Source organism: Aquirufa sp. ROCK2-A2 (assembly GCF_054558485.1).
Genome location: NZ_JBPXKA010000006.1, coordinates 114,731 through 135,073 on the forward strand (window position 1 = coordinate 114,731; position 20,343 = coordinate 135,073).

Below are 20,343 nucleotides of genomic sequence, written 5' to 3' on the forward strand. Positions count from 1 at the left end.
AAAATTCCAAATGCTTACTTATTTTTGCGATTGAAAGCATTTTTATACTTTAAGAAACAAAACCATGAACGAGTCTTTGAGTCTTGCCAACCAGCAAGCTGAACTAACCCATGCCATCGATACTGTCTGGGTTGCGCTTTGTGCCGCATTAATTTTTCAAATGGAAGGTGGATTTGCCCTATTAGAAGCTGGATTTGTCCGTTCCAAAAACGCTGTAAGTATTATAGCCAAAGTAATGATTGATATCATGTTTGGAGGAATTGCCTTTTACATGGTGGGATTTGGAATTGCCTATGGACAATCCAATGGATGGTTTGCCTTTGATACAGGTATCATGTCAGGCGATTTAGGTTTAGGCCTTACCATTTCTAATTCTTTATTTTGGTTCATTCAAATGGGATTTGCGATCGCAGCTATTTCCATCGTTTCTGGTGGTGTTGCAGAACGAATGAAAATGTGGTCTTACGCAGTTTATGTTTGTATATTTTGTGCATTCATGTATCCTTTGGCAGCCAATTGGGTATGGAATCCACATGGTTGGTTAGCTATGAGAGGTTTTAATGATTTTGCAGGTTCTGCAGCTGTTCACGCCATGGGTGGCTTTGCGGCTTTAGCGGGTGCAATTGTATTAGGGCCAAGACTAGGAAAATACAATGAAGATGGTTCTATTAATGCCATTCCTGGACATAACTTAACTCTTTCGGCAGTTGGTGCCTTTATTCTTTGGTTTGGTTGGTTTGGATTTAATCCTGGTTCTACTTTGGCAGCTGTTGGTAAATGGGATTTGATTGGTAAAGTAGCGACCAACACCTTTTTAGCATCAGCGATGGGTGGTATCGCCACTATTTGTTATACATTTTTACGTTACAAAAAAGTTGATATTACCATGGTAATTAATGGTATTTTAGCTGGTTTAGTAGCTGTAACGGCGGGTTGTAATGTAGTTAGTGCTAACAGTGCTTTGTTGATCGGATTGGTAGCAGGAACCATTGTTGATATGGCGGTAGTAATAGTCGATAATATGAAAATTGATGATCCGGTGGGTGCAATAGCAGTTCACGGAGTTAATGGATTTTTCGGAACCGTCGCAGTGGGTTTATTTTCAGAGAAAAATGGTTTATTTACCACCGGACAATCAGAACAGTTTATTACCCAATTATTGGGCGTAAGTGTCATCAGTATTTTTTCTTTTGCCATAACATTCGGCATATTTCATATATTAAAACGTACCATTGGCATTAGAATAAGCCATAAAGCTGAATCAGCAGGTATAGATGCGGTTGAATTTGGAGTAGAAGCTTACACGACTTTTGAATAATTTTTAGACAAGGAAATCATGAAAAAAATAGAAGCTATTGTAAAACCATCTAAATTAAAAGCCATTCAAAAAGGCTTAATAGATGCAAATATTCCTTGTATGACGGTTGTTCCTGTTCGTGGAGCTGGTTTACAACAAGGTTATTCTGAAATTTATCGTGGAACAGAAAAATCCATGATTTTGCTACCCAAAGTCATGATCATTTGCGTTGTTAGTGACGAGAATGTTGAAAAATGCCTAGATGTGATATTAAACAATGCCTCTGAAGGAAACACGGGTGATGGTAAAATCTTCATCTATGATGTGATTGATGCCATTCGTATCCGAAATAAAGTACGTGGCGGAGAGGCGATTAAATAAGGTAATAGGTAATAGGTAATAGGTAATAGGTAATAGGTAATAGGTAATAGGTAATAGGTAATAGGTAATAGGTAAAAGGTAATAATGCGAATTAAGGCTTGAAATTTCCAATGATTAATCTCTTAATTACTGCTTTTGGCTTTGATACTTCGGAAAGCTCAGTAATTGAGATCAGCGAACGTTATTTATTTTTGGATCTTATGAATGAATTTACGGTTAATCCGACGAAAGAAACGAAATAAATTATGAGTTATGAATTATGAGTTATGAATTTTTAAAAACGCTCATAATTCATAATTGATACCTTATAATTAAATTGATTCGTCTTGGATTAACTGGCAGAATTTAAGTTTTTTCGTTTCTTTTTTGCTAAAAAAAGAAATACCATGGAATAAGAATTAACCAATAAATGGCAATGCTATATGGAATGTTGAGGTATTAAGGAATAATTTAACTCTTAATTGGCACCAATACCTATTAACTATTAACTATTACCTTTTACCTTTTACCTTTTACCTATTACCTTAATTACCACCATCCTCACAAACATCTCCTCTTTATACCAATTGTATTGTCGCGTTTTTTTAATCATGGGGGCATGTTGCCGACTTTTGTAGGCAAATTGGTCTAATTCTTTTTGGGAATTCCAAAGACTAAAAGTTGCTTGTTCTACCAATGGTAACTCTCCTACTCCTTTGGCCAATAATAAACCATTTTGTAATTCAATGTTCTTTGAACTTGCAGGTACATTCATCCAAAAGCGCCAAGCTTGTGACCAACGAATACTTGCGCGTGTTATGACAGCTATTTGTCCAGTATAATCTTGAGGTAAATCATATAATTGAAAAGGTTGCTGCTGATTCCAAGTTCCATGTGCCTTAATAGCGAAACCATCCCAACCTGAAATATGATCCGTTTTTGCTTTCAATTCTAACCAACGATGATCTTGTGTAAAAAATTCATTCGCTAATTCTGCGGTTTCAAATACTCCCAAAAATGCGTAAGTAGAAAAATCTGGAAAAATTGAAAAACCATTACCTTTTCCCACTCCTAAATGCTTAGCCAAAATCAAACCTTCAGCTTTCCAAGGATTAAACCTGGATCTACCCATTTCCGCCAATGCCAATCGCTTATTGGCAAAACCTTTAAAAGTTAGAAAGCGGATGGAAACGATTTGCATGTTTCAAAGATATAGTGTTTTGATCTAGGAAAAAAATACCAACAAGTTGATAATTTTACCTATTTAAATATGTAATTTTACTTTACGTTCAAAAAATTATAAATTTGTCATGCAAACGAAAGAAATATCCTACCAACTAATGCAAAAGTTACCAACTCCCATGTCCAATCAATATATTATTCAGCAAATGATTGCTGGAACTGTTGATTATACCTATATGCAAGCAATTAAAAATATTTCCAATTTACCTGACTCAACTTTGTCAACTTTATTGGATGTAACTCCTAAAACACTAAAAACATACATAAAAGGAACAAGCCATTTTAAAGAATCTATACAGGAACAAATTCTCTTACTATTGAATTTATACAAACATGGCATTCATGTATTTTCCGGTGAGGTGCATTTTCAACAATGGTTGGATCGTCCAAATTTTTATTTGGATCAAAAAAAACCATTGGAATTTTTGGTCAGTAAATCAGGAATTAGTTTCATTGATGATCAATTAACGGCCATTCAATACGGTGAAAATGCCTAATTCTATCCTAGTTTACCGGATTGTTGAAAGTGTGTTTGCTCATTTACAAGCTTCGGGAAAAACCAATCGTTGGAATTTTGAAAAAAATTATGTGTTATACACGGCTCAAAGTAAGTCATTGGCTACGCTAGAGAATTTGTGTCGATTATCAGGCTTCCCTATCAAGGACTATATCTGTATGGAAATTGAAATAGACCTATCGAACACTTCTATACAAATGTTAGAGATCGAACATCTTCATCCGGATTGGCAAACACTCAATGGAATGTATAGGTGTCAACAATTAGGTCAATCATGGTACCAAGAAAAAAAGAACTTGATTCTAAAAGTTCCATCAGTAATAGTTCCCGATGAATACAATTACTTAATCAATACGGAACATCCAAATTTCATTTCAACTGTTCGAATCTTAAAAAAGGAACCTTATTTATGGGATAATCAATTATTCTAAATGATAAAAAATTAATTCAATAGAATTTCTTAAGATTTAAAGCAGGTAATAAATCAATCAAGAATAAGAGTATTAATTATTGGATTATTTCACATTAATTGAAACAAAAAATTCAAAAATGTTGTTTCTTTACGTATGCATCAAACCAACAAAAAAGGCTTTTATTTTAAGGAATACGAGGAAACAAGCACCTCACCTTTTGATAAATTGTTTGGCATCTTTAAAGAACTCATCACTCACACTTCTGGTGATTTTGACGAAGCCATTGATTGGCTTCGTGAGTTGGATAAAGAATATGAGTTAACCGATGAAAACTACACCATCGATAATTTCATAGAAGATTTAAAGGCCAAAGGTTATATCAGAGAAGAAATTGATGAAGGTGGCAATTCAGGAAATGTCATCACGGCCAAAACAGAAAGAGCCATCCGCCAACAAGCCTTGGAAAATATCTTTGGTAATTTACAAAAAAGTGGTTCAGGAAGTCATAAAACTAAATCCACAGGAAATGGCGATGAACAAACTGGCGAATTTAGAGAATACCAATTTGGAGACGGATTGGATCGAATTTCTTTAACAGAAAGTTTAAAAAATGCTCAGTTGAATCATGGAATTGGGTCATTTGAACTCAATGAAGACGATTTGATCGTGGAAGACACGCACAATAAATCGCAAATGAGTACAGTATTGATGATTGACATTTCGCATTCCATGATTCTTTATGGCGAAGATCGAATTACACCTGCCAAAAAAGTGGCCATGGCTTTGGCAGAACTGATTACCACTCGATATCCCAAAGACACTTTAGACATTTTGGTATTTGGTAATGACGCTTGGGCCATTTCTATCAAAGATATCCCTTATCTAAAGGTAGGCCCTTACCACACCAATACTGTGGCGGGTTTGCAATTGGCGATGGACATCCTTCGTAGAAAACGTAATACGAATAAACAAATTTTCATGATTACAGATGGCAAGCCGAGTTGCGTGCGTGAAAAAGATGGCACTTATTACATGAATAGCAACGGCTTGGACCCTTATGTCACTGAAAAATGCTACACACAAGCAGCTCAAGCAAGAAAATTGCATATACCAATTACTACATTTATGATTGCAAGAGATTCGTATCTGCAACAATTTGTAGATAAATTCACAGAAGCCAATCAAGGAAAAGCATTTTATACAGGCTTGAGAGGATTAGGAGAAATGATTTTTCAAGATTACGAAAACAACAGAAAGAAACGACTTAAATAACATGATATCAACCTTAGGCGAATTAAAAAAAGCAGCTTACCAAAGTAAATCCATCAAAGACGAATTAAGAGATAATTTAATTCAACACTTAAAAGAGGGAAAAAATGTATTTGAAGGCGTACATGGTTTTGAAAATTCGGTTATTCCTGAATTGGAAAGAGCCATATTATCCCGACATAACATCAATTTATTGGGATTGCGAGGACAAGCCAAAACACGTTTAGCGCGTTTAATGGTTTTGTTGTTGGACGAATATATTCCTTTTGTGGCAGGTTCGGAAATCAATGACGACCCTTTCCACCCCATCTCAAGATATGCGAAAGAATTGATTATTGAAAAAGGGGATGATACACCCATTGCATGGTTACACCGAGATGAAAGATTTGCTGAGAAATTGGCCACTCCAGATGTGACGGTAGCGGATTTGATAGGTGACATAGATCCTATCAAAGCTGCGAATTTGAAGTTATCCTATGCAGATGACCGAGTAATTCATTATGGAATGATTCCAAGGGCGAATCGTTGTATTTTTGTCATCAATGAAATACCTGATTTACAAGCTCGAATTCAAGTGGCATTGTTCAATATTTTGCAGGAAGGCGACATACAAATCCGTGGATTCAAATTAAGGTTACCATTGGACATGCAGTTTATTTTTACGGCTAATCCAGAAGATTATACCAATAGAGGTAGCATTGTTACTCCATTAAAAGACCGTATAGGCTCCCAAATCTTGACTCACTATCCTGAAAGCATAGCGGTAGCAAGAAAAATTTCGAGTCAGGAAGCCAAAATCAATGCACAGCAAAGTGATGTAGTCTATGTACCGGAATTAGCATTGGATTTATTGGAACAAATTGTCTTTGAAGCTAGAGAAAGCGATTACATAGACAGTAAAAGTGGCGTGAGTGCAAGAATGAGCATTAGCATGTTGGAAAGTTTGGTAAGTACAGCGGAACGAAGAGCCTTCATCTCGGGAGAAAGCAAAACAACGGTACGATTATCAGATTTCATGGGAATCATTCCTGCTATTACAGGAAAAGTGGAATTGGTTTATGAAGGCGAACAAGAAGGTGCAGCCTTTGTGGCAACGGAATTAATCCATTCTGCTATCAAAACCTTCTTACCGGGCTTATTTCCTAAAATAGAAAAGCTCAGTAAGAAAATAGAAAATACACCTTACACGGAACTCATGGAAGCCATTTATGCTGAGGGAGGTTTGGTTTTATACGATGAAAGTTCTGAAAAAGAATATCAAAATACTTTGGATTCAATTCCCGCTTTAAATGACTTGATTAAAAAATATCAGGGTCAAGTGTCAAGCAAAGACCGTTATTTCCTAAAAGAATTTGTCCTTTGGGCTTTGGTAGAACATCAAAAACTGGGTAAAGAACGACTGACGGACGGGTTTCAGTTCAAGGATTTGTTGAATGTATTGTAAAAAGCGTTTTCATTTTAAAATAAGAAATCTTGCCAAATCAAATTATCCTTCATGTTCCACATTCTTCCACCAATATTCCACTAAAGGAAGGATATATTGTTGATGAGATCGAGTTAAGGAAAGAGATTCTAAAATTGACAGATTGGTATACTGACGACCTATTTTTTTCCGAAGAGGATGTTATGATACGCGCAGACTTTTCAAGAATCTTTTGTGACCCTGAAAGATTCTCCGATGATGAACAAGAAATTATGGCTCAATTTGGCATGGGTGTTTTATATGAAAAAAGTGATGAAGGGGTTGCTATCAGAAAAGTAACGCCTTCACTTAAAGAAAACGTTTTGAAGGAATACTACTGGAAGCATCATGAGAAACTCAGTACAGCAGTAGATAAACAATTAAACCAATTTGGGAAAGCACTGATTATTGATTGTCATTCATATCCCAATACTCCATTATGTAGAGATCTAGACAAAAACATCAATAGACCGGATTTCAATATAGGAACAGACCCGTTTCACACACCCAAACATTTAGTTGAAGTATCTAAATCCTTTTTTGAAAAGACTGGTTATACCTTAGGAATTGATTGGCCCTATAAAGGTTCCATCGTTCCATTGGAACATTACCAAAAAACAAAAAACGTCCAAACTTTAATGCTCGAAATAAATAGAAAATTATATCTTAAGGAGCAGAGCAATGAAAAGTTGGAAAGGTATTCAGAAATTAAAAAACTAACTAGCGAATTTATAAAAACTATAAAAGGCCATTTTTAAAGCTTAAAGGGGATTAATTGCATATTGAGGAATTTATCCATTAATTTGAAAAAAAATCAAATTACTCAACATACAAAAAGACCATGAAATCAAACAAAATCATCTATTGGACCACTACGACCATCATTGCATTATTTGAAGGCCTTATGCCGGCATTAACATCGCAAACAGAATTAGCTAAAGAAGGCATTCGTCACTTAGGCTATCCGGAGTATTTTGGGAATGCATTGGTCGTATTTAAAGTATTGGGTGTGTTGGCTTTAATCATCCCCGCCATTCCAAAACGTTTTAAAGAATGGGCTTATGCAGGTTTTATCTTCGACTTTCTTTTTGCTAGTATTAGCCATGCTGCTGTAGATGGCATCCATTTTCAAACATTCTTTCCTCTGATTATTTTAGGCATTTTGATGGTTTCGTATGTGTATTATCAAAAATTAGATGAGAGGTAATAGGTAAAAGGTAATAGGTAATAGGTAATAGGTAATAGGTAATAGGTAATAGGTAATAGGTAATAGGTAATAGGTAAAAGGTAATAGGTATTAGGTAATATCTCTTTTCTCTTTTCTATCTCCCAAATTTCCAATTCACTCATATGGCACAAATACACCCACATATTAATTTCAATGGAAATGCGGAAAAGGCATTTCTTTTTTACCAATCTATATTTGGAGGAGAATTTACCAAGGTAATTCGCTTTAAGGATCTTGCTAGTGCGGAATTCCAAGTACCTGAAAATGAAGCAGAGAAAATCATGCACATTGAACTTCCCATTGGTCAAAGTAAATTAATGGCCAATGATGTTCCGGAATTCATGGGCCCTACCAATGAACGTGAAAACAGAAGTAAAATAGTTGTCCAAACTCAAAGTATAGAAGAGGCTAATCAAATTTTCAATGAACTATCCATCGAAGGAGAAGTTGAAATGCCTTTGGAACATAGTCCTTGGAGCACGTATTTTGGGATGTTAAGAGATCAGTACGGCATTGAATGGATGGTAGAATTTGATTCAACAAACCACAAATAAATCGAATGAGCAAGAAAACAGTACATAACCAACTAAGTCATTATCGATTTGAATTTTTATTAATTGCATTTGTGCTGTTGATATTCGATAAAATATTCTTTCCCAACAATGATATTTATTTGAAATATGTATGGCCATTGAACATGGTGGTCATTTCCATCGCCAGTTTTGGCATTTTTACCGAGCATAATAAAAATGTTAAAACCGTTCGAAATATCCTATCGTTCATCAGTGTTTGTATGCCCTTCGCATTTATGTTTTTGGGTCAGCAATTTTGGTTCGTACAATTTCTTACTCTTTTCTATATTGTTTACTACTGCTTCATATTTGCTGAAGTTATGTACCAAATAACCTATACCAAAGAAGTTCGGCTCAATGTAATCATTGGTTCATTTTGTGGTTATATGGTATTGAGTATGATTGCTCTATTTACTTATCTATTTATAGAATACAATTTCCCTCACTCCTTTCATGGTATCAGCGTAGGAAATACACCAAAAATTTATAATGAATTATCTTATTTTAGTTTTATTACCCTAACGAGCATTGGTTTTGGTGATATGTATCCCATTACCGATATGAGCAGATTAGTGACCGCATTTTTTGGAATGCTTGGTCAGTTTTATATGGTCGCAGTGGTAGGAATCGTTATTTCAAAATTCACTTCTAACAATTAAATCCTAAGCATGAAAAATGTATTTGATCCAGAAATTTCTGCAGAAATTATTCAGCGAATTGAACAACTAAGTCCTACTACGCAAGCAAAATGGGGAAAAATGAATGTGGAACAAATGTTAGCGCATTGCAACGTAACTTATGAAATGATCTACGAAAACATTCATCCTAAACCGAATTTTTTAATCAGATTTGTTCTTAAAATGTTTATAAAAAAAATGGTAGTCAATGAAGTCCCCTATCCCAAAAACGGACAAACAGCACCTGCATTTATCATCAAAGATATCCGGAAATTTGAATTGGAAAAACAGCGTTTGATCAACTACATCCAACAAACACAACAATTAGGGGTACATCATTTTGATGGTAAAGAATCTCATTCATTTGGTATTTTAAACAAAAAGGAATGGAATAATATGCTTTACAAACACTTAGATCACCATTTGACGCAGTTTGGTGTTTAAAGCCGGATCTTTTAAACCTGTTTGTTTCACCAAGCAATCAAATTATGCTGATCATTTAATTTAAGAAACAAATCCTTATTAAATCCCTGATAATCAGACAACTAATTAAAAATTACAAATTCAATCGAAGTCGGTAAAACCAATAATTTAATCTAAAACCATTTAAATAAATTAAGTGCCATGGCTTTCTATGTCCATTGTAGTGAATGATCACTGGGGATAAGCCAGGTTCATGTTTAACATTTAATTGATAATTAAATTTTGCCTCTAACGGTAGCCATTTATTTTTAAGTATGTAGTTTAAGCCGCATTGGTCTACATACATAATTTTATCTGGATTTGTTTTTACAAATTCAATTACTAGATTAGAAACATCGTTTTGGCGCCAGTAATCAATATTACAAAGTATGACTCCACTGTTAAAACATCCGGGGTTTGATGGCAGATTTAATAAGGAAAAATCATTGTAACCCGGGTCTTGGACAGCCCCAATAACATTATTTTTCAAGTCGGTTTTATACAGCTCCTCTAAACTTCCATTGATAATTGTATCAGCATCTAAGTATAATCCAAAATCAATAGGCAAGAATGGAATAAAAAGCCTGTAATAATTCGCTATTTTAAAATGGTGACTTAACTTTAATTTTTTCAAACTACTGTCATTAATTTTAAAGTCTAAGACTTGAGCATTTTGATTTTTAATTTTTTTATTAATAAAATCAAAATCCGATGAATTAAAATCTGAATTAATGATATAAAATTTAACTTCACTAGAATGATGGTAATTCAAAAATGATAAAATTGAAGAAAATAAATGATGTCTATAATCCCTATCTGCGCCGTAAATAATATTCATTTTAATATATTTATTTTTTCTTTAAATAAAGCCAATTCATTCCATCGGGTCTTTTCTCATTAAATAAATTTAATTTTGCGGCATATTCAAGATTAGGGATTTCATATTGTCTAACTCTACCTTTATAATCTACTATTGACTCGACGCTATGAGTGTTCTCATAAAATTCTATTAAAGTTTTGGTGGTACCATCCTTAATAAAATCATGACACTCTATTAATAAATCACAATTTAAAAGAGACTTATATAAATTAGGATTCATCAGAAATAACTCATCTCCTTCAATATCACATATAATTAAAGTTTCTACTTTATTGGATTCTAAGATTATATTTTCAGTGAATTCCTTCAGAACAAGGACGTTATTTGTATTATTCAATTTAGACAATTTCTTGCACAAATATCGAGCATACCCATCCGTATCTATTGCGGTAATCTGACAATCAGGAAGTAGTTTTGCTAACCCTACCGCATAATACCCTTCTGCAGAGCCAATATCAATTATTTTCTTATGTTTATTTTCAGAAACAATTTTCTCGATAATATCCAAAATTGGCTCTTCGTAGGAACCCGTTAGTTTAGCAAGCAATACACTACCAGCACTTACTCTTAAATAATTTAGATCTTTAAATGGGCCATTTAAAACTTTCGGTGTAGAATTTCCAAAAATTAATTTAACTATATTTCTATTATCAATTTCTAAAAAATACTTCGTCAGAACATACCTGATGGGTATATAAACTTTGGATTCTTTAATATTTTTTTTGAGTAGACGCTTTATTTTAAGATAAAATGAAACTAACATTTTAAATGATTTTTTTAGAACTGAGGAACTTTACTAAGGTTGACAAAAATAATTAGAATTAATTAAAAATTTAGCCACTAGGTAATCATCAATTGAAATAAAAAAAACAGTACAAAGAATATAGAAAATTATTCAAATAATTAGATTATTCTAATCACAATCTATAAGCTTCAAATAGAATTTTACTTTCCAATACAAAACTTCCCAAAGATATTCTTCAATAAATCATCGTTAGATATCTGCCCAGTGATCTCTCCTAAATGATAAAGAGCATGGCGTAAGTCTTGTGCGACCAAATCTCCCGTAAGTCCAGATTGTAAAGCATTTAGAACTTGTTCGAGTGTATCTTTCGTTTCCAATAGCTTTTGGTAATGACGAATATTGGTCACTAAGGTACCTTGATGATTCAAGTTATGAATACCTACAGCATCTAACAATATTTGCTCCAATGCAGGTAAATTGATTTTTTCTTTGGCGGAAATTACAACTTGATTTTCATGAATACCTTGCCATTGTTTTTCTGCATCATTGGCTAAATCCATTTTATTGATGATCAAAATCAATGGCACTTCTAAATCATGGTATTCAGTAAGTATCAATTGGATACTAGATGGAGTTTCTACACTTGCATCCGCCATGTACAGAACCAATTGTGCCTTCTTTACCCAAGCTTGTGTGCGCTCCACTCCTATGGCTTCTATAACATCGCTTGTTTGTCTTAATCCAGCGGTATCCACCAATCGGAATCGAACTCCACCCAAAATCCATTCATCTTCTAAGCTATCTCGAGTAGTTCCCGCAATATCCGACACAATGGCTTTTTCCTCGTTTAAAAGGGCATTTAATAAGGTTGATTTACCTGCATTTGGCTTTCCAATAATGACAGTTGAAACACCATTTTTGATAGCATTACCTGTTTTAAAAGAACTTATTAAAGGTGTTAATTGAGCAATTAATTGATTGACTAATAATTTCAAATCATCTCTGTCCGCAAATTCAACGTCCTCTTCACCAAAATCCAATTCTAACTCAATTAAAGAGGCGAAATGAATCAATTGTTCACGCAATAAAGCTAATTCTTTAGAGAAGCCACCTCTCAATTGATGCATTGCAGCTTGCTGAGCAGCTTTGGAATCCGAGGCAATCAAATCAGCCACCGCTTCTGCCTGAGCCAAATCGAATGCACCGTTTAAAAAAGCTCGTTGGGTATATTCTCCCGCACGAGCTAATCGAGCACCTTTTTCCACTAACAATTGTAGGATATTCTCTTGAATATAGTGAGATCCATGACAAGAAATTTCCACCACATCTTCCTTTGTATAAGATTTGGGAGCTTTGAAAAGAGAAATCAATACTTCATCTAAAATCTCTTCTCCCTTTACTATACGTCCAAAATGGATGGTATTTCCTTCTTGATTATCCAAATTTTTACCTTTGAATACCGAGTTGACCAATGCAATGGCTCGCGGACCCGATAAACGAATCACACCAATAGCACCTACACCCTGAGGAGTAGCAAGGGCAACAATGGTATCCTGAAAATCCATTACAAAAGGTTTTGTAACTTCATGGCAACCGTCATATCACCTGAAATTTTCAATTTCCCTGACATAACTGCCATCATTGGATTTAAATCGCCTGATAAAATAGCTGAAAAATTTTCCTCAGTTGTTGCAATAGTACAATCTGCATCAATATTTTCATTCACTACTTCACCATCTGCTTTTACAACAATGATACCCGTTGGAAAGGCAAATTTAAAAGATACACCCAAACCACCTCTTTGTGCAGCTTGCGTTTTGATTCGTTCGTTGATTTCTTCGAAAGTCATTTGATATTTGTTTTGTGCAAAAATAGTAAATAGCTTTTAGGTATTAGTGATTAGTTATTAGTTTTTAGTAATAAGTAAGTTGTTATTAGTTTAAGTTGAGGGAAACCTTTACAGATTTTCTTAATTTTTTATGATATTCTAGATTATAAATCACTAAAAACTTATAACTGATAATTTATCAAACCTCCCTCCCACAAATCACTTTAAAATCGCAATACTGGCAATTTTCAATGATACTGGTTTTTTCAAAAGGCTCATTTTTATCTAAAATACGTAATACCCAGTGCTTGATTACTTCGTTGGATTGTTGGATAAATTGCTCAATACTTTCTCCTGCCTCAAAATTCAAATTGGCTGTCAATACCTTTTCCTTGAAATTTCGGAAAGAAATAATTCCGGGTTGGAAATCAACATCCTGAATCATAAAATCCTTTAAAAAGGTTTTTCGATCCGAAACCTCTAACATTAACTCCTTAATAATCAAATATTTATAATACCAAAGTTGAAATAACTTTCCTTTTAATTCGGGATTAATTAGTTCATCCATCAAGGTTCCGGCTACTTTCAAATCTTTCGTTTCGACTTTCCCTGTTTTATAATCAATGATGCGTAATGTATTTTTTCCTAATAAATCCATGCGATCCACTCGACCTTGAACTTTAATTAAGACATCTTGATCATCCATATGAATGCTTAAAGAACTTGTTAATTCTTGTTCCAAAGCCAAGATTTTCACCGACTGCTCTTCCCAATGCCTAGATTGTTTAAAATAGAGACTTAAAAGCGTTTTAGCTACCGATTTAAGGATAAAATTAAATCCTTTTTCCATCTCAAAATGACCTTCAGTAGCTTGAATAGTTTGTATGGCATCTTCCAAAGTACCATCTAAGCTAGCTATTCGTTGGTCGACATCATCATCTGCATAGATTCCCGATTTCGTTTCTAAAATTTCTTTATCCACGATTTCCAACACTTTGTGAACCCATGTTCCAAAAACATCTGCTCCCATCTCCTCGTCTCGATTTTTCTCTACTTTTATTCCGACGACCTGAGTATAGTAATACTTTAAACTACAAGTGGAAAAAGTACTAACCGCAGAAGGAGAAAGACCTCTTTCACTTAATTTTCGAAGGATTTTAGCCAACATTTCATTGGTTTTTACTATTCCAGTCGGTTTATCTAAAACAGGTTTATTATTCGATTTTTCAAATTCAACTTGAGATTCAATCAATTCCAATTGCGGATTTGCCTTGGGCCAATCGTTTTTGATTTGTTTGATAAATCGACTCATTTCCTTGATGTTCGACTTTTCAGAGGGCAAAACATAGGTGAAAACTATTTCCTTGGGTCTTTGTAAAAGGCGATAAAAATGGTAAGATGTAACGGCGTCCGCTTGGGTAAATGTTGGCAGAGCAAAGGCATTCATGCTGGCAATATCCAAAGGAATCAAACTTTCTCGTTTTCTACTCCCTGGTAAACTTCCTTCATTTAAAGACATTACAATGACACGATCAAAATCCAAGGTTCGCGTTTCCAATAAACCCATGACGTTCAATGTTCTAACGTCTGCTCCTTCAAAACTGATTTTCTTTTGTTGCAACAATTGGGTAAAAAGCAATTTTCCACTCTTAACAGAAATATCAGAACGATTTTTCACTAAATCCAACACGACTCTTGCCAATTCATGAACAATCAATAATGCCTCAGCTTGTTCATCCCAATTATCTTCAGGAATGGTTCGAACTAGGGTATCACTGAATTTTTGAATCTTTTCTAAAAGGCTTGGAAAAGCGATATCATGCGGAAAAAAGAAAGATTCTAATACAGGTATTTGAGTGAATAATGCTTCTAATTCGGCTAATGAAATTCGTATAGATTGTTTTTTGATGGTATCGGTCAATAATTGGCTCGATTTGTTCCCTGATTTTTTTTTCAAATGTTGAAAGTAAGTCAAAATCAAAGGATGCTGCATCCATTTATCTACTTTGACTGTCGCAAACTTTCCATCAGAGGAATATTTCCATAAATCCCAAAATAACTCCAACAAAGAAAAAACAGCTGTTTTCTTAATGGAATAACCCATAGTTATATTTAATCGATCCTTGTATTTTCCAATATATTGTAACACTTGATCCAACAAAGATTCGTCACCTAAAACCAAGGCAATTTGTTCTTGATCTCCATGCTCATTTTGCCATTTTTCTATCATATCAAGCGCCGCATAAATTTGGGCACTTGGATTGGCTAAACCTATAATTTCAAGTTTTTTAGGTTCATTACTCAAATCATTACCCATCCATTGAAAAGGACCTTTGGATAAATGATTTTTAGAAGCAGGATTGGAATAATCCCTTAGCCAATTTCCCGCTCGATGGTATTTATTTTTGATATACAAATCATCCACATCCCAAAGCGTTTGTGTTTTTCCTTGTTGTATCAATAAACGAATCATTTCTTCTTCTGCCTTGGATAAAGCATTGAATCCGACAAAAAATAGTTGATCAAAGTGAATAAGTAACTCTTGCTCTGCTTCCAATTGCTGTATCAATTGTCGATAAACCATCCCACGATAAGCCAAATTGGAATCCTTGAGTTTGGTTTGAAGTCGGGCATAAACCTCTAGCAAATGATCATATAGTTGAAAATAGGCCTTGGTATGGGGAGTTATCAAGGTACTTGAATCTTCAATACCGTATTCTTTCCCCCAACGTTCAATAGCTTTTGCTTCAGACAAAAAAGAAAACAATTGTGCAGGATCCACCAAATACATATCAATGGTATCAAAATCCTTCAACATCATAGCACCCCAAGAGATAAATCGATCAAAATCAATTTGGGCATCTACTTCTTTGAAAACATCAAATGCTTGCAATAAAAGTTGAGTGGGATCTATCAATTCCATTTGAGTCATTTCTAACGAAAACTCCTCAATAGTCAATATTTTAGGAGATAAAAAAGGCTTTTCTCCTAATTTAGCCAGTTCTTTTTTTAGATATAAAACTCCCCGCTGAGAAGGTAAAACAATACACAATTTGTGCATATTTTCCAATTCATATTGTTCGAATAGATACTCAGCAGTTTTTCTCAAAAAAGATTTCATGGTTCTAGATATTTCCTTTCTTCATTTCTTTGACTGCATAATCGACTGCACGAGCCGTCAATGCCATATAAGTCAAAGATGGATTTTGAGTAGAAGTGGAGGTCATGGATGCGCCATCTGAAACAAAAACATTTTTCACCAAGTGCATTTGGTTCCATTTGTTCAGGATAGAAGTTTTGGGATCTTTTCCCATTCTTGCACCACCCATTTCATGAATATCTAAACCGGGAGCTTGATGGGAATCCCATGTTCTAATATTGGTAAAGCCAGCTTTGGCATACATCTCCGTAAATTGCTCAAAAAAGTCCTTGATCATTTTTTCATCATTTTCATCATAACTGACATCAAAATGAATGATTGGCAAGCCGTTTTCATCCTTCTTAATTTTATCCAAAGTAATTTGATTCGACTCTTTTGGAATGGTTTCACCCATCATATGGGAGCCTGCATGCCAATTGGTATATTTCGGATTCAATAAGGAATTTTTAAGCGACTCTCCTAAACCTTCCCGATTGGTAGAGCTAGAACGACCAGCATTCATTCCTGCTGCATAACCACGAAGAAAGTTAGTTTCTTGTTGGTGTAAATTTCTAAATCTTGGAATATAGCCAGAATTCGGTCTTCCTCCTTCCGATTTAAAATCCAAGTACCCATCATATTCTGCTGAGATAGAGGCACGATAATTATGAAATGCCACATATTTCCCCAAAACTCCTGAATCATTTCCTAAACCATTCGGGAATCTGTCGGAGATTGAGTTCAATAAAATTGCATTGGTATTCATCGCTGCAGCCGTCACAAAAATAACCTTGGCATAGTATTCAACCATTTCTTTGGTGTGAGCATCAATGACACGAACGCCTACGGCCTTGGACTTTTTTTCATCATAAATAATGGAATGAACGATGGAATCTGGACGTAAAGTCATATTTCCTGTTTTCGCTGCCCAAGGCAATGTACTTGCATTGGCACTAAAATATCCGCCATAAGGACATCCTCTTTGGCATAAATTTCTGCCCAAACATTGTGCACGACCTTGTTGGTAATGAATGTCTTGAGGTTGAGTTAAATGAGCACATCGACCAATGATGACATGTCGATCTTGATATAACTTTTTGATTTCTTGCTGAAAATGCTTTTCGACGCATGTCAACTCCATGGGTGGAAGAAACTCGCCATCTGGCAAGGCCGCTAAGCCATCTTTATTACCTGAAATACCTGCAAATTTTTCCACATAAGAATACCAAGGATCAATATCTTTGTAAGAAATAGGCCATGCTACGGCAAATCCATCTCTTTCCGGACCATCAAAATCTAATTGAGACCAACGTTGCGTTTGACGAGCCCACATCAAGGATTTGCCTCCCACTTGATATCCTCTAATCCAATCGAATGGTTTATCTTGCACATAGGGCTGTTCCTTATCCTTCACAAAAAAATGTTTAGCATCTTCTCGAAATGCATAACATTTGCTAATGATTGGATTTTCGGCGATTTCTTCGGCAGTTAATCTGCCGCGATGAGGAAATTCCCAAGGATTCATTAATGTGGTTGGATAATCCTCATTATGAATCACTTTCCTACCTCTTTCCAGGACCAATGTTTTGATTCCTTTTTCACTAAATTCTTTGGCAGCCCAACCACCCGCCATTCCAGAACCTATCACTATGGCACCATAAGTGCGTTTTTCAGCATTTGTTAAAATATTCATAAATGATAGGTTTATTTTTTAATTGTTGCACATCCGTTGAAGAATCCAGGAGCCATGACATAATTTAATTGTTCTGTCATAATCTTTTCACTACTCATAAATCCTTGAATAGTTAATCCTTTTATCGTATCTAAGGCCTTCTGATTTGTTTCACCCAATTGACCTTTAGCCACTTGAAACAAAAATTGCTCTTTTTCCGCAACGCTTGCTTGCTCGATGGATTTGGCGTATATACTTTTGAAATCCATTGCATAGGCTCCCAAAAATTTCTTGATAGACGATTGAGCTTTGAGATCGTAACAATCCTGAACCATTGTTTTGACGAAAACCGGAACACCCAAACTAATAGCACCTGGAATCTTAGATTCAGGCAGAATAATATCCATGCAAAAATTTAACATGCTTTCTTCATCCTTGCTTAGTTCAAAAGATGATTTAAGTTGAAAAACTTGCTGATTGCTAGCTTGTAAATCGTAAAATACAACAGAACCCAAAGTGGCCAAAGCCATCCCTTTTAGCCATTTTCTTCTTGAAAAATCATTCATAGTTTAAATAAAAATAGGTCAAAAATTAATCAAATAACAACCAACGTACCCCGTAGCCAAAAGATCTACCCATAGCAGGATGTAAGTAGCTGGTATAATAATTATCTGTCAAAAGTCCTTGGTTGACATTCGCAAATTTAAAGAACAAACGAACTCGATTGATACGCATGGTTACATACACATCAGCTTGTACAAATCCGGGCAATTTAAACTGGTCTTGCAAATGATATTGCTGTATAGCCGGTTGGTAAGCATCTGCATAATAAGAAGATTGATGATGTAAATCAATACCCAATTGCATGTACAAAAGTTTCTTGTATTGGACATTTAGCGCTAAATTAACATCCGCAAGTAAATTAGGCATACGAATCACATCAGGTCCAGTTTGTGTATTGGCATAAAGCTTCGCAAACCAAGATAATTTACCCCACTTTCCTCCTACGTCTACCCCTGTACGAAAAACTCCAATTGCCTCTGAGCTTTGTTTCGCTGTTGAAAGTGTGTCAAAATAGGTATAATTACTAATGCGCTGAATGGTCACAAATGGATTCAGAAACACATTTTTATAATTCAAACGAAGACTTCCATTCAATTGATCAAACAAAACATTGTTAAAATCATTGTTCCAACGGTAAGAAGTATTGTAGACCCAATTATTCGCAATGCTAGGACTAGTGGAGGTTCGTTGAATGGAAGCTTGAAACCAAGGCGACTCGAAATTAGCTCTTAATCGATAATCGGAACCTACTAAATATTCACCGTCTGCTGTGAAATCAATGTTTTTTGAAAAGTTTTGATGCAACCAAAGTCCAACATAATTTTCTAATCGATTTTTCGAATCGCTCGTCAAAGGATTTGTAACATTCCAAAAACGTTGGCGCAAATAGGTACGATAGGTGAATTCCCTATATACACCTTTTATACCTGTTTGATGGCTATATTCCGACCAATTATTTTCATTGTAAAGGGAATCACTAGCAGGGGCTTGGATGTAATTAATATAGGTTTTGGGATAAAAATGATTGCTTAGGTTATTCGTAAAATCCTTATCTCTAAACTTGACAGTTCTATTTCCCAGATCTATTTTTTGAAAAAACTGCAAACCTTTAAATCCAATAAATTCATGATATAAATGGAATTTCAGAAATTGATCATTTGATTCTGAGCCTGAATTAGCTAATAATGCCGCATTATCAATGTACTTTAAGGCATCTAATTCCGATTGATTATTTACTAATTTCAAGCCACCTTGATCTTTTGTACCTTGATCAAAATAGTTGATATGGGCTAGAAGTCTGTATTTATTATTTTTTGTTCGATAATTACTATGAAAAACAATCCCCCATTGACCCAATAAACTTTGATCCCCTTGTTTGTAGGCTAAATCAGTTAGAACTTTATCAGCCACTAATCGTTGTAACTCGAATCCAAAATTCCAAAGAGAATCAACATTTCGAGCAAACGAAAAATTTAAATTCGTTTGTCCACCAGCACCTAAATTATAATCCACTTCTGAATAAGGGGATTTGGTATTAAAATATCGAATATTTTCAGCGGAGAAGGCATAAGGCATGTAGGCATTATAACCTAAAGAAGTGCCCAAATCTGGATTTGGCTGTATAAATACTTGGCGAACAGCCGTTCCTTGGTTTCCTAAATTTTGGGTCAAAAAACCCGATTTATCCGTGTATAAATAGCGTTGAAACAAATGCAAGGTGGTGTCTACTCTTCTTTTGGCCTCAACGGAATTGAGCATATCCGATTCCATGAAGTAATACATGGTATTCGGACCATAAATTTGTCGGGTAGAGTCATCAATGGCAGCGCGACCTGTTTTAGAACCTTTACCGGTCAAAGGCTTTTTAGGTGCATTCGGATCTGGGAAGCCAGTATTATTGGTAGTCGAATTCGTTGGAGAATTCCCATCCAAAGGAAACTGTCCGTAAAGCACAGTGGAAGAAACCAAAAAGAAGATACAAAGAAGTATATTTTTCACCGTGCAAAGGTAATTATT

Annotated in this window: 21 protein-coding genes; 12 read left to right on the forward strand and 9 right to left on the reverse strand. The window is 34.9% G+C overall.

The window, feature by feature from the left end:
• Positions 1-64: 64 nt before the first annotated feature.
• From V7S76_RS09320 to V7S76_RS09330, 3 genes are all read left to right on the forward strand, one after another.
• Positions 65-1,318: an ammonium transporter gene (locus tag V7S76_RS09320; protein ID WP_459509823.1), complete on the forward strand. Its 1,254-nt coding sequence runs from the start codon at positions 65-67 to the stop codon at positions 1,316-1,318.
• Between the two features lie 18 nt (positions 1,319-1,336).
• Positions 1,337-1,678, forward strand: a complete 342-nt coding sequence (locus V7S76_RS09325) for a P-II family nitrogen regulator (RefSeq protein ID WP_459509824.1) — start codon at positions 1,337-1,339, stop codon at positions 1,676-1,678.
• A 110-nt stretch (positions 1,679-1,788) separates the two neighbouring features.
• Entirely contained in the window at positions 1,789-1,920 is a 132-nt protein-coding gene (locus V7S76_RS09330) for a hypothetical protein (protein ID WP_459509825.1), read from the forward strand.
• 263 nt (positions 1,921-2,183) lie between these two features.
• Here V7S76_RS09330 and V7S76_RS09335 read toward each other — a convergent pair whose 3' ends face one another.
• Complete coding sequence (locus V7S76_RS09335) at positions 2,184-2,858, reverse strand: spheroidene monooxygenase (RefSeq protein ID WP_459509826.1); 675 nt, start codon at positions 2,856-2,858, stop codon at positions 2,184-2,186.
• A 109-nt stretch (positions 2,859-2,967) separates the two neighbouring features.
• On the opposite strand from V7S76_RS09335, the gene V7S76_RS09340 reads away from it, so the two are divergent.
• The 9 genes from V7S76_RS09340 (at position 2,968) to V7S76_RS09380 (ending at position 9,481) form a co-directional block, all read left to right on the forward strand.
• Positions 2,968-3,396, forward strand: coding sequence for an antitoxin Xre/MbcA/ParS toxin-binding domain-containing protein (locus V7S76_RS09340; protein WP_459509827.1), 429 nt, complete (start codon positions 2,968-2,970; stop codon positions 3,394-3,396).
• Complete coding sequence (locus V7S76_RS09345; RefSeq protein ID WP_459509828.1) at positions 3,389-3,847, forward strand: RES family NAD+ phosphorylase; 459 nt, start codon at positions 3,389-3,391, stop codon at positions 3,845-3,847. Before V7S76_RS09340 ends, V7S76_RS09345 begins: the two co-directional genes overlap by 8 nt.
• A gap of 135 nt (positions 3,848-3,982) precedes the next feature.
• Positions 3,983-5,101 carry a vWA domain-containing protein gene (locus V7S76_RS09350; protein WP_459509829.1) on the forward strand — a complete coding sequence of 373 codons (1,119 nt, stop codon included), beginning with the start codon at positions 3,983-3,985 and terminating at the stop codon, positions 5,099-5,101.
• A gap of 1 nt (position 5,102) precedes the next feature.
• Positions 5,103-6,542 carry an AAA family ATPase gene (locus V7S76_RS09355; RefSeq protein ID WP_459509830.1) on the forward strand — a complete coding sequence of 480 codons (1,440 nt, stop codon included), beginning with the start codon at positions 5,103-5,105 and terminating at the stop codon, positions 6,540-6,542.
• A 29-nt stretch (positions 6,543-6,571) separates the two neighbouring features.
• Positions 6,572-7,318, forward strand: a complete 747-nt coding sequence (locus tag V7S76_RS09360) for an N-formylglutamate amidohydrolase (RefSeq protein ID WP_459509831.1) — start codon at positions 6,572-6,574, stop codon at positions 7,316-7,318.
• A gap of 83 nt (positions 7,319-7,401) precedes the next feature.
• A complete protein-coding gene (locus V7S76_RS09365) occupies positions 7,402-7,767 on the forward strand; it encodes a DoxX family protein (protein WP_459509832.1) in 366 nt (121 codons plus the stop codon).
• 143 nt (positions 7,768-7,910) lie between these two features.
• On the forward strand, positions 7,911-8,342 hold the full coding sequence (locus V7S76_RS09370; protein WP_459509833.1) for a VOC family protein: 432 nt from the start codon (positions 7,911-7,913) through the stop codon (positions 8,340-8,342).
• A gap of 5 nt (positions 8,343-8,347) precedes the next feature.
• Positions 8,348-9,019, forward strand: coding sequence for a potassium channel family protein (locus tag V7S76_RS09375; RefSeq protein ID WP_459509834.1), 672 nt, complete (start codon positions 8,348-8,350; stop codon positions 9,017-9,019).
• A 9-nt stretch (positions 9,020-9,028) separates the two neighbouring features.
• Positions 9,029-9,481 (forward strand): DUF1569 domain-containing protein, encoded by a 453-nt coding sequence (locus tag V7S76_RS09380; protein WP_459509835.1) that lies wholly within the window; start codon positions 9,029-9,031, stop codon positions 9,479-9,481.
• Positions 9,482-9,593: 112 nt separating this feature from the next.
• On the opposite strand, the gene V7S76_RS09385 is transcribed toward V7S76_RS09380, so the two are convergent.
• From V7S76_RS09385 to V7S76_RS09420, 8 genes are all read right to left on the reverse strand, one after another.
• A complete protein-coding gene (locus V7S76_RS09385) occupies positions 9,594-10,337 on the reverse strand; it encodes a glycosyltransferase family 8 protein (RefSeq protein ID WP_459509836.1) in 744 nt (247 codons plus the stop codon).
• A gap of 10 nt (positions 10,338-10,347) precedes the next feature.
• Positions 10,348-11,142 (reverse strand): class I SAM-dependent methyltransferase, encoded by a 795-nt coding sequence (locus V7S76_RS09390; protein ID WP_459509837.1) that lies wholly within the window; start codon positions 11,140-11,142, stop codon positions 10,348-10,350.
• A gap of 182 nt (positions 11,143-11,324) precedes the next feature.
• Positions 11,325-12,689, reverse strand: coding sequence for a tRNA uridine-5-carboxymethylaminomethyl(34) synthesis GTPase MnmE (gene mnmE / locus V7S76_RS09395; protein WP_459509838.1), 1,365 nt, complete (start codon positions 12,687-12,689; stop codon positions 11,325-11,327).
• Complete coding sequence (locus tag V7S76_RS09400; protein WP_459509839.1) at positions 12,689-12,973, reverse strand: SCP2 sterol-binding domain-containing protein; 285 nt, start codon at positions 12,971-12,973, stop codon at positions 12,689-12,691. The genes mnmE and V7S76_RS09400 overlap by 1 nt, the downstream gene beginning before the upstream one ends.
• 178 nt (positions 12,974-13,151) lie before the next feature.
• Complete coding sequence (locus tag V7S76_RS09405; protein ID WP_459509840.1) at positions 13,152-16,073, reverse strand: PD-(D/E)XK nuclease family protein; 2,922 nt, start codon at positions 16,071-16,073, stop codon at positions 13,152-13,154.
• Positions 16,074-16,077: 4 nt separating this feature from the next.
• The gene (locus V7S76_RS09410; protein WP_459509841.1) at positions 16,078-17,784 is read right to left on the reverse strand and encodes a GMC oxidoreductase; all 1,707 of its coding nucleotides are present in this window, start codon (positions 17,782-17,784) and stop codon (positions 16,078-16,080) included.
• 11 nt (positions 17,785-17,795) lie between these two features.
• A complete protein-coding gene (locus tag V7S76_RS09415; RefSeq protein ID WP_459509842.1) occupies positions 17,796-18,329 on the reverse strand; it encodes a gluconate 2-dehydrogenase subunit 3 family protein in 534 nt (177 codons plus the stop codon).
• Between the two features lie 25 nt (positions 18,330-18,354).
• On the reverse strand, positions 18,355-20,325 hold the full coding sequence (locus tag V7S76_RS09420; RefSeq protein WP_459509843.1) for a putative porin: 1,971 nt from the start codon (positions 20,323-20,325) through the stop codon (positions 18,355-18,357).
• Positions 20,326-20,343: the final 18 nt, after the last annotated feature.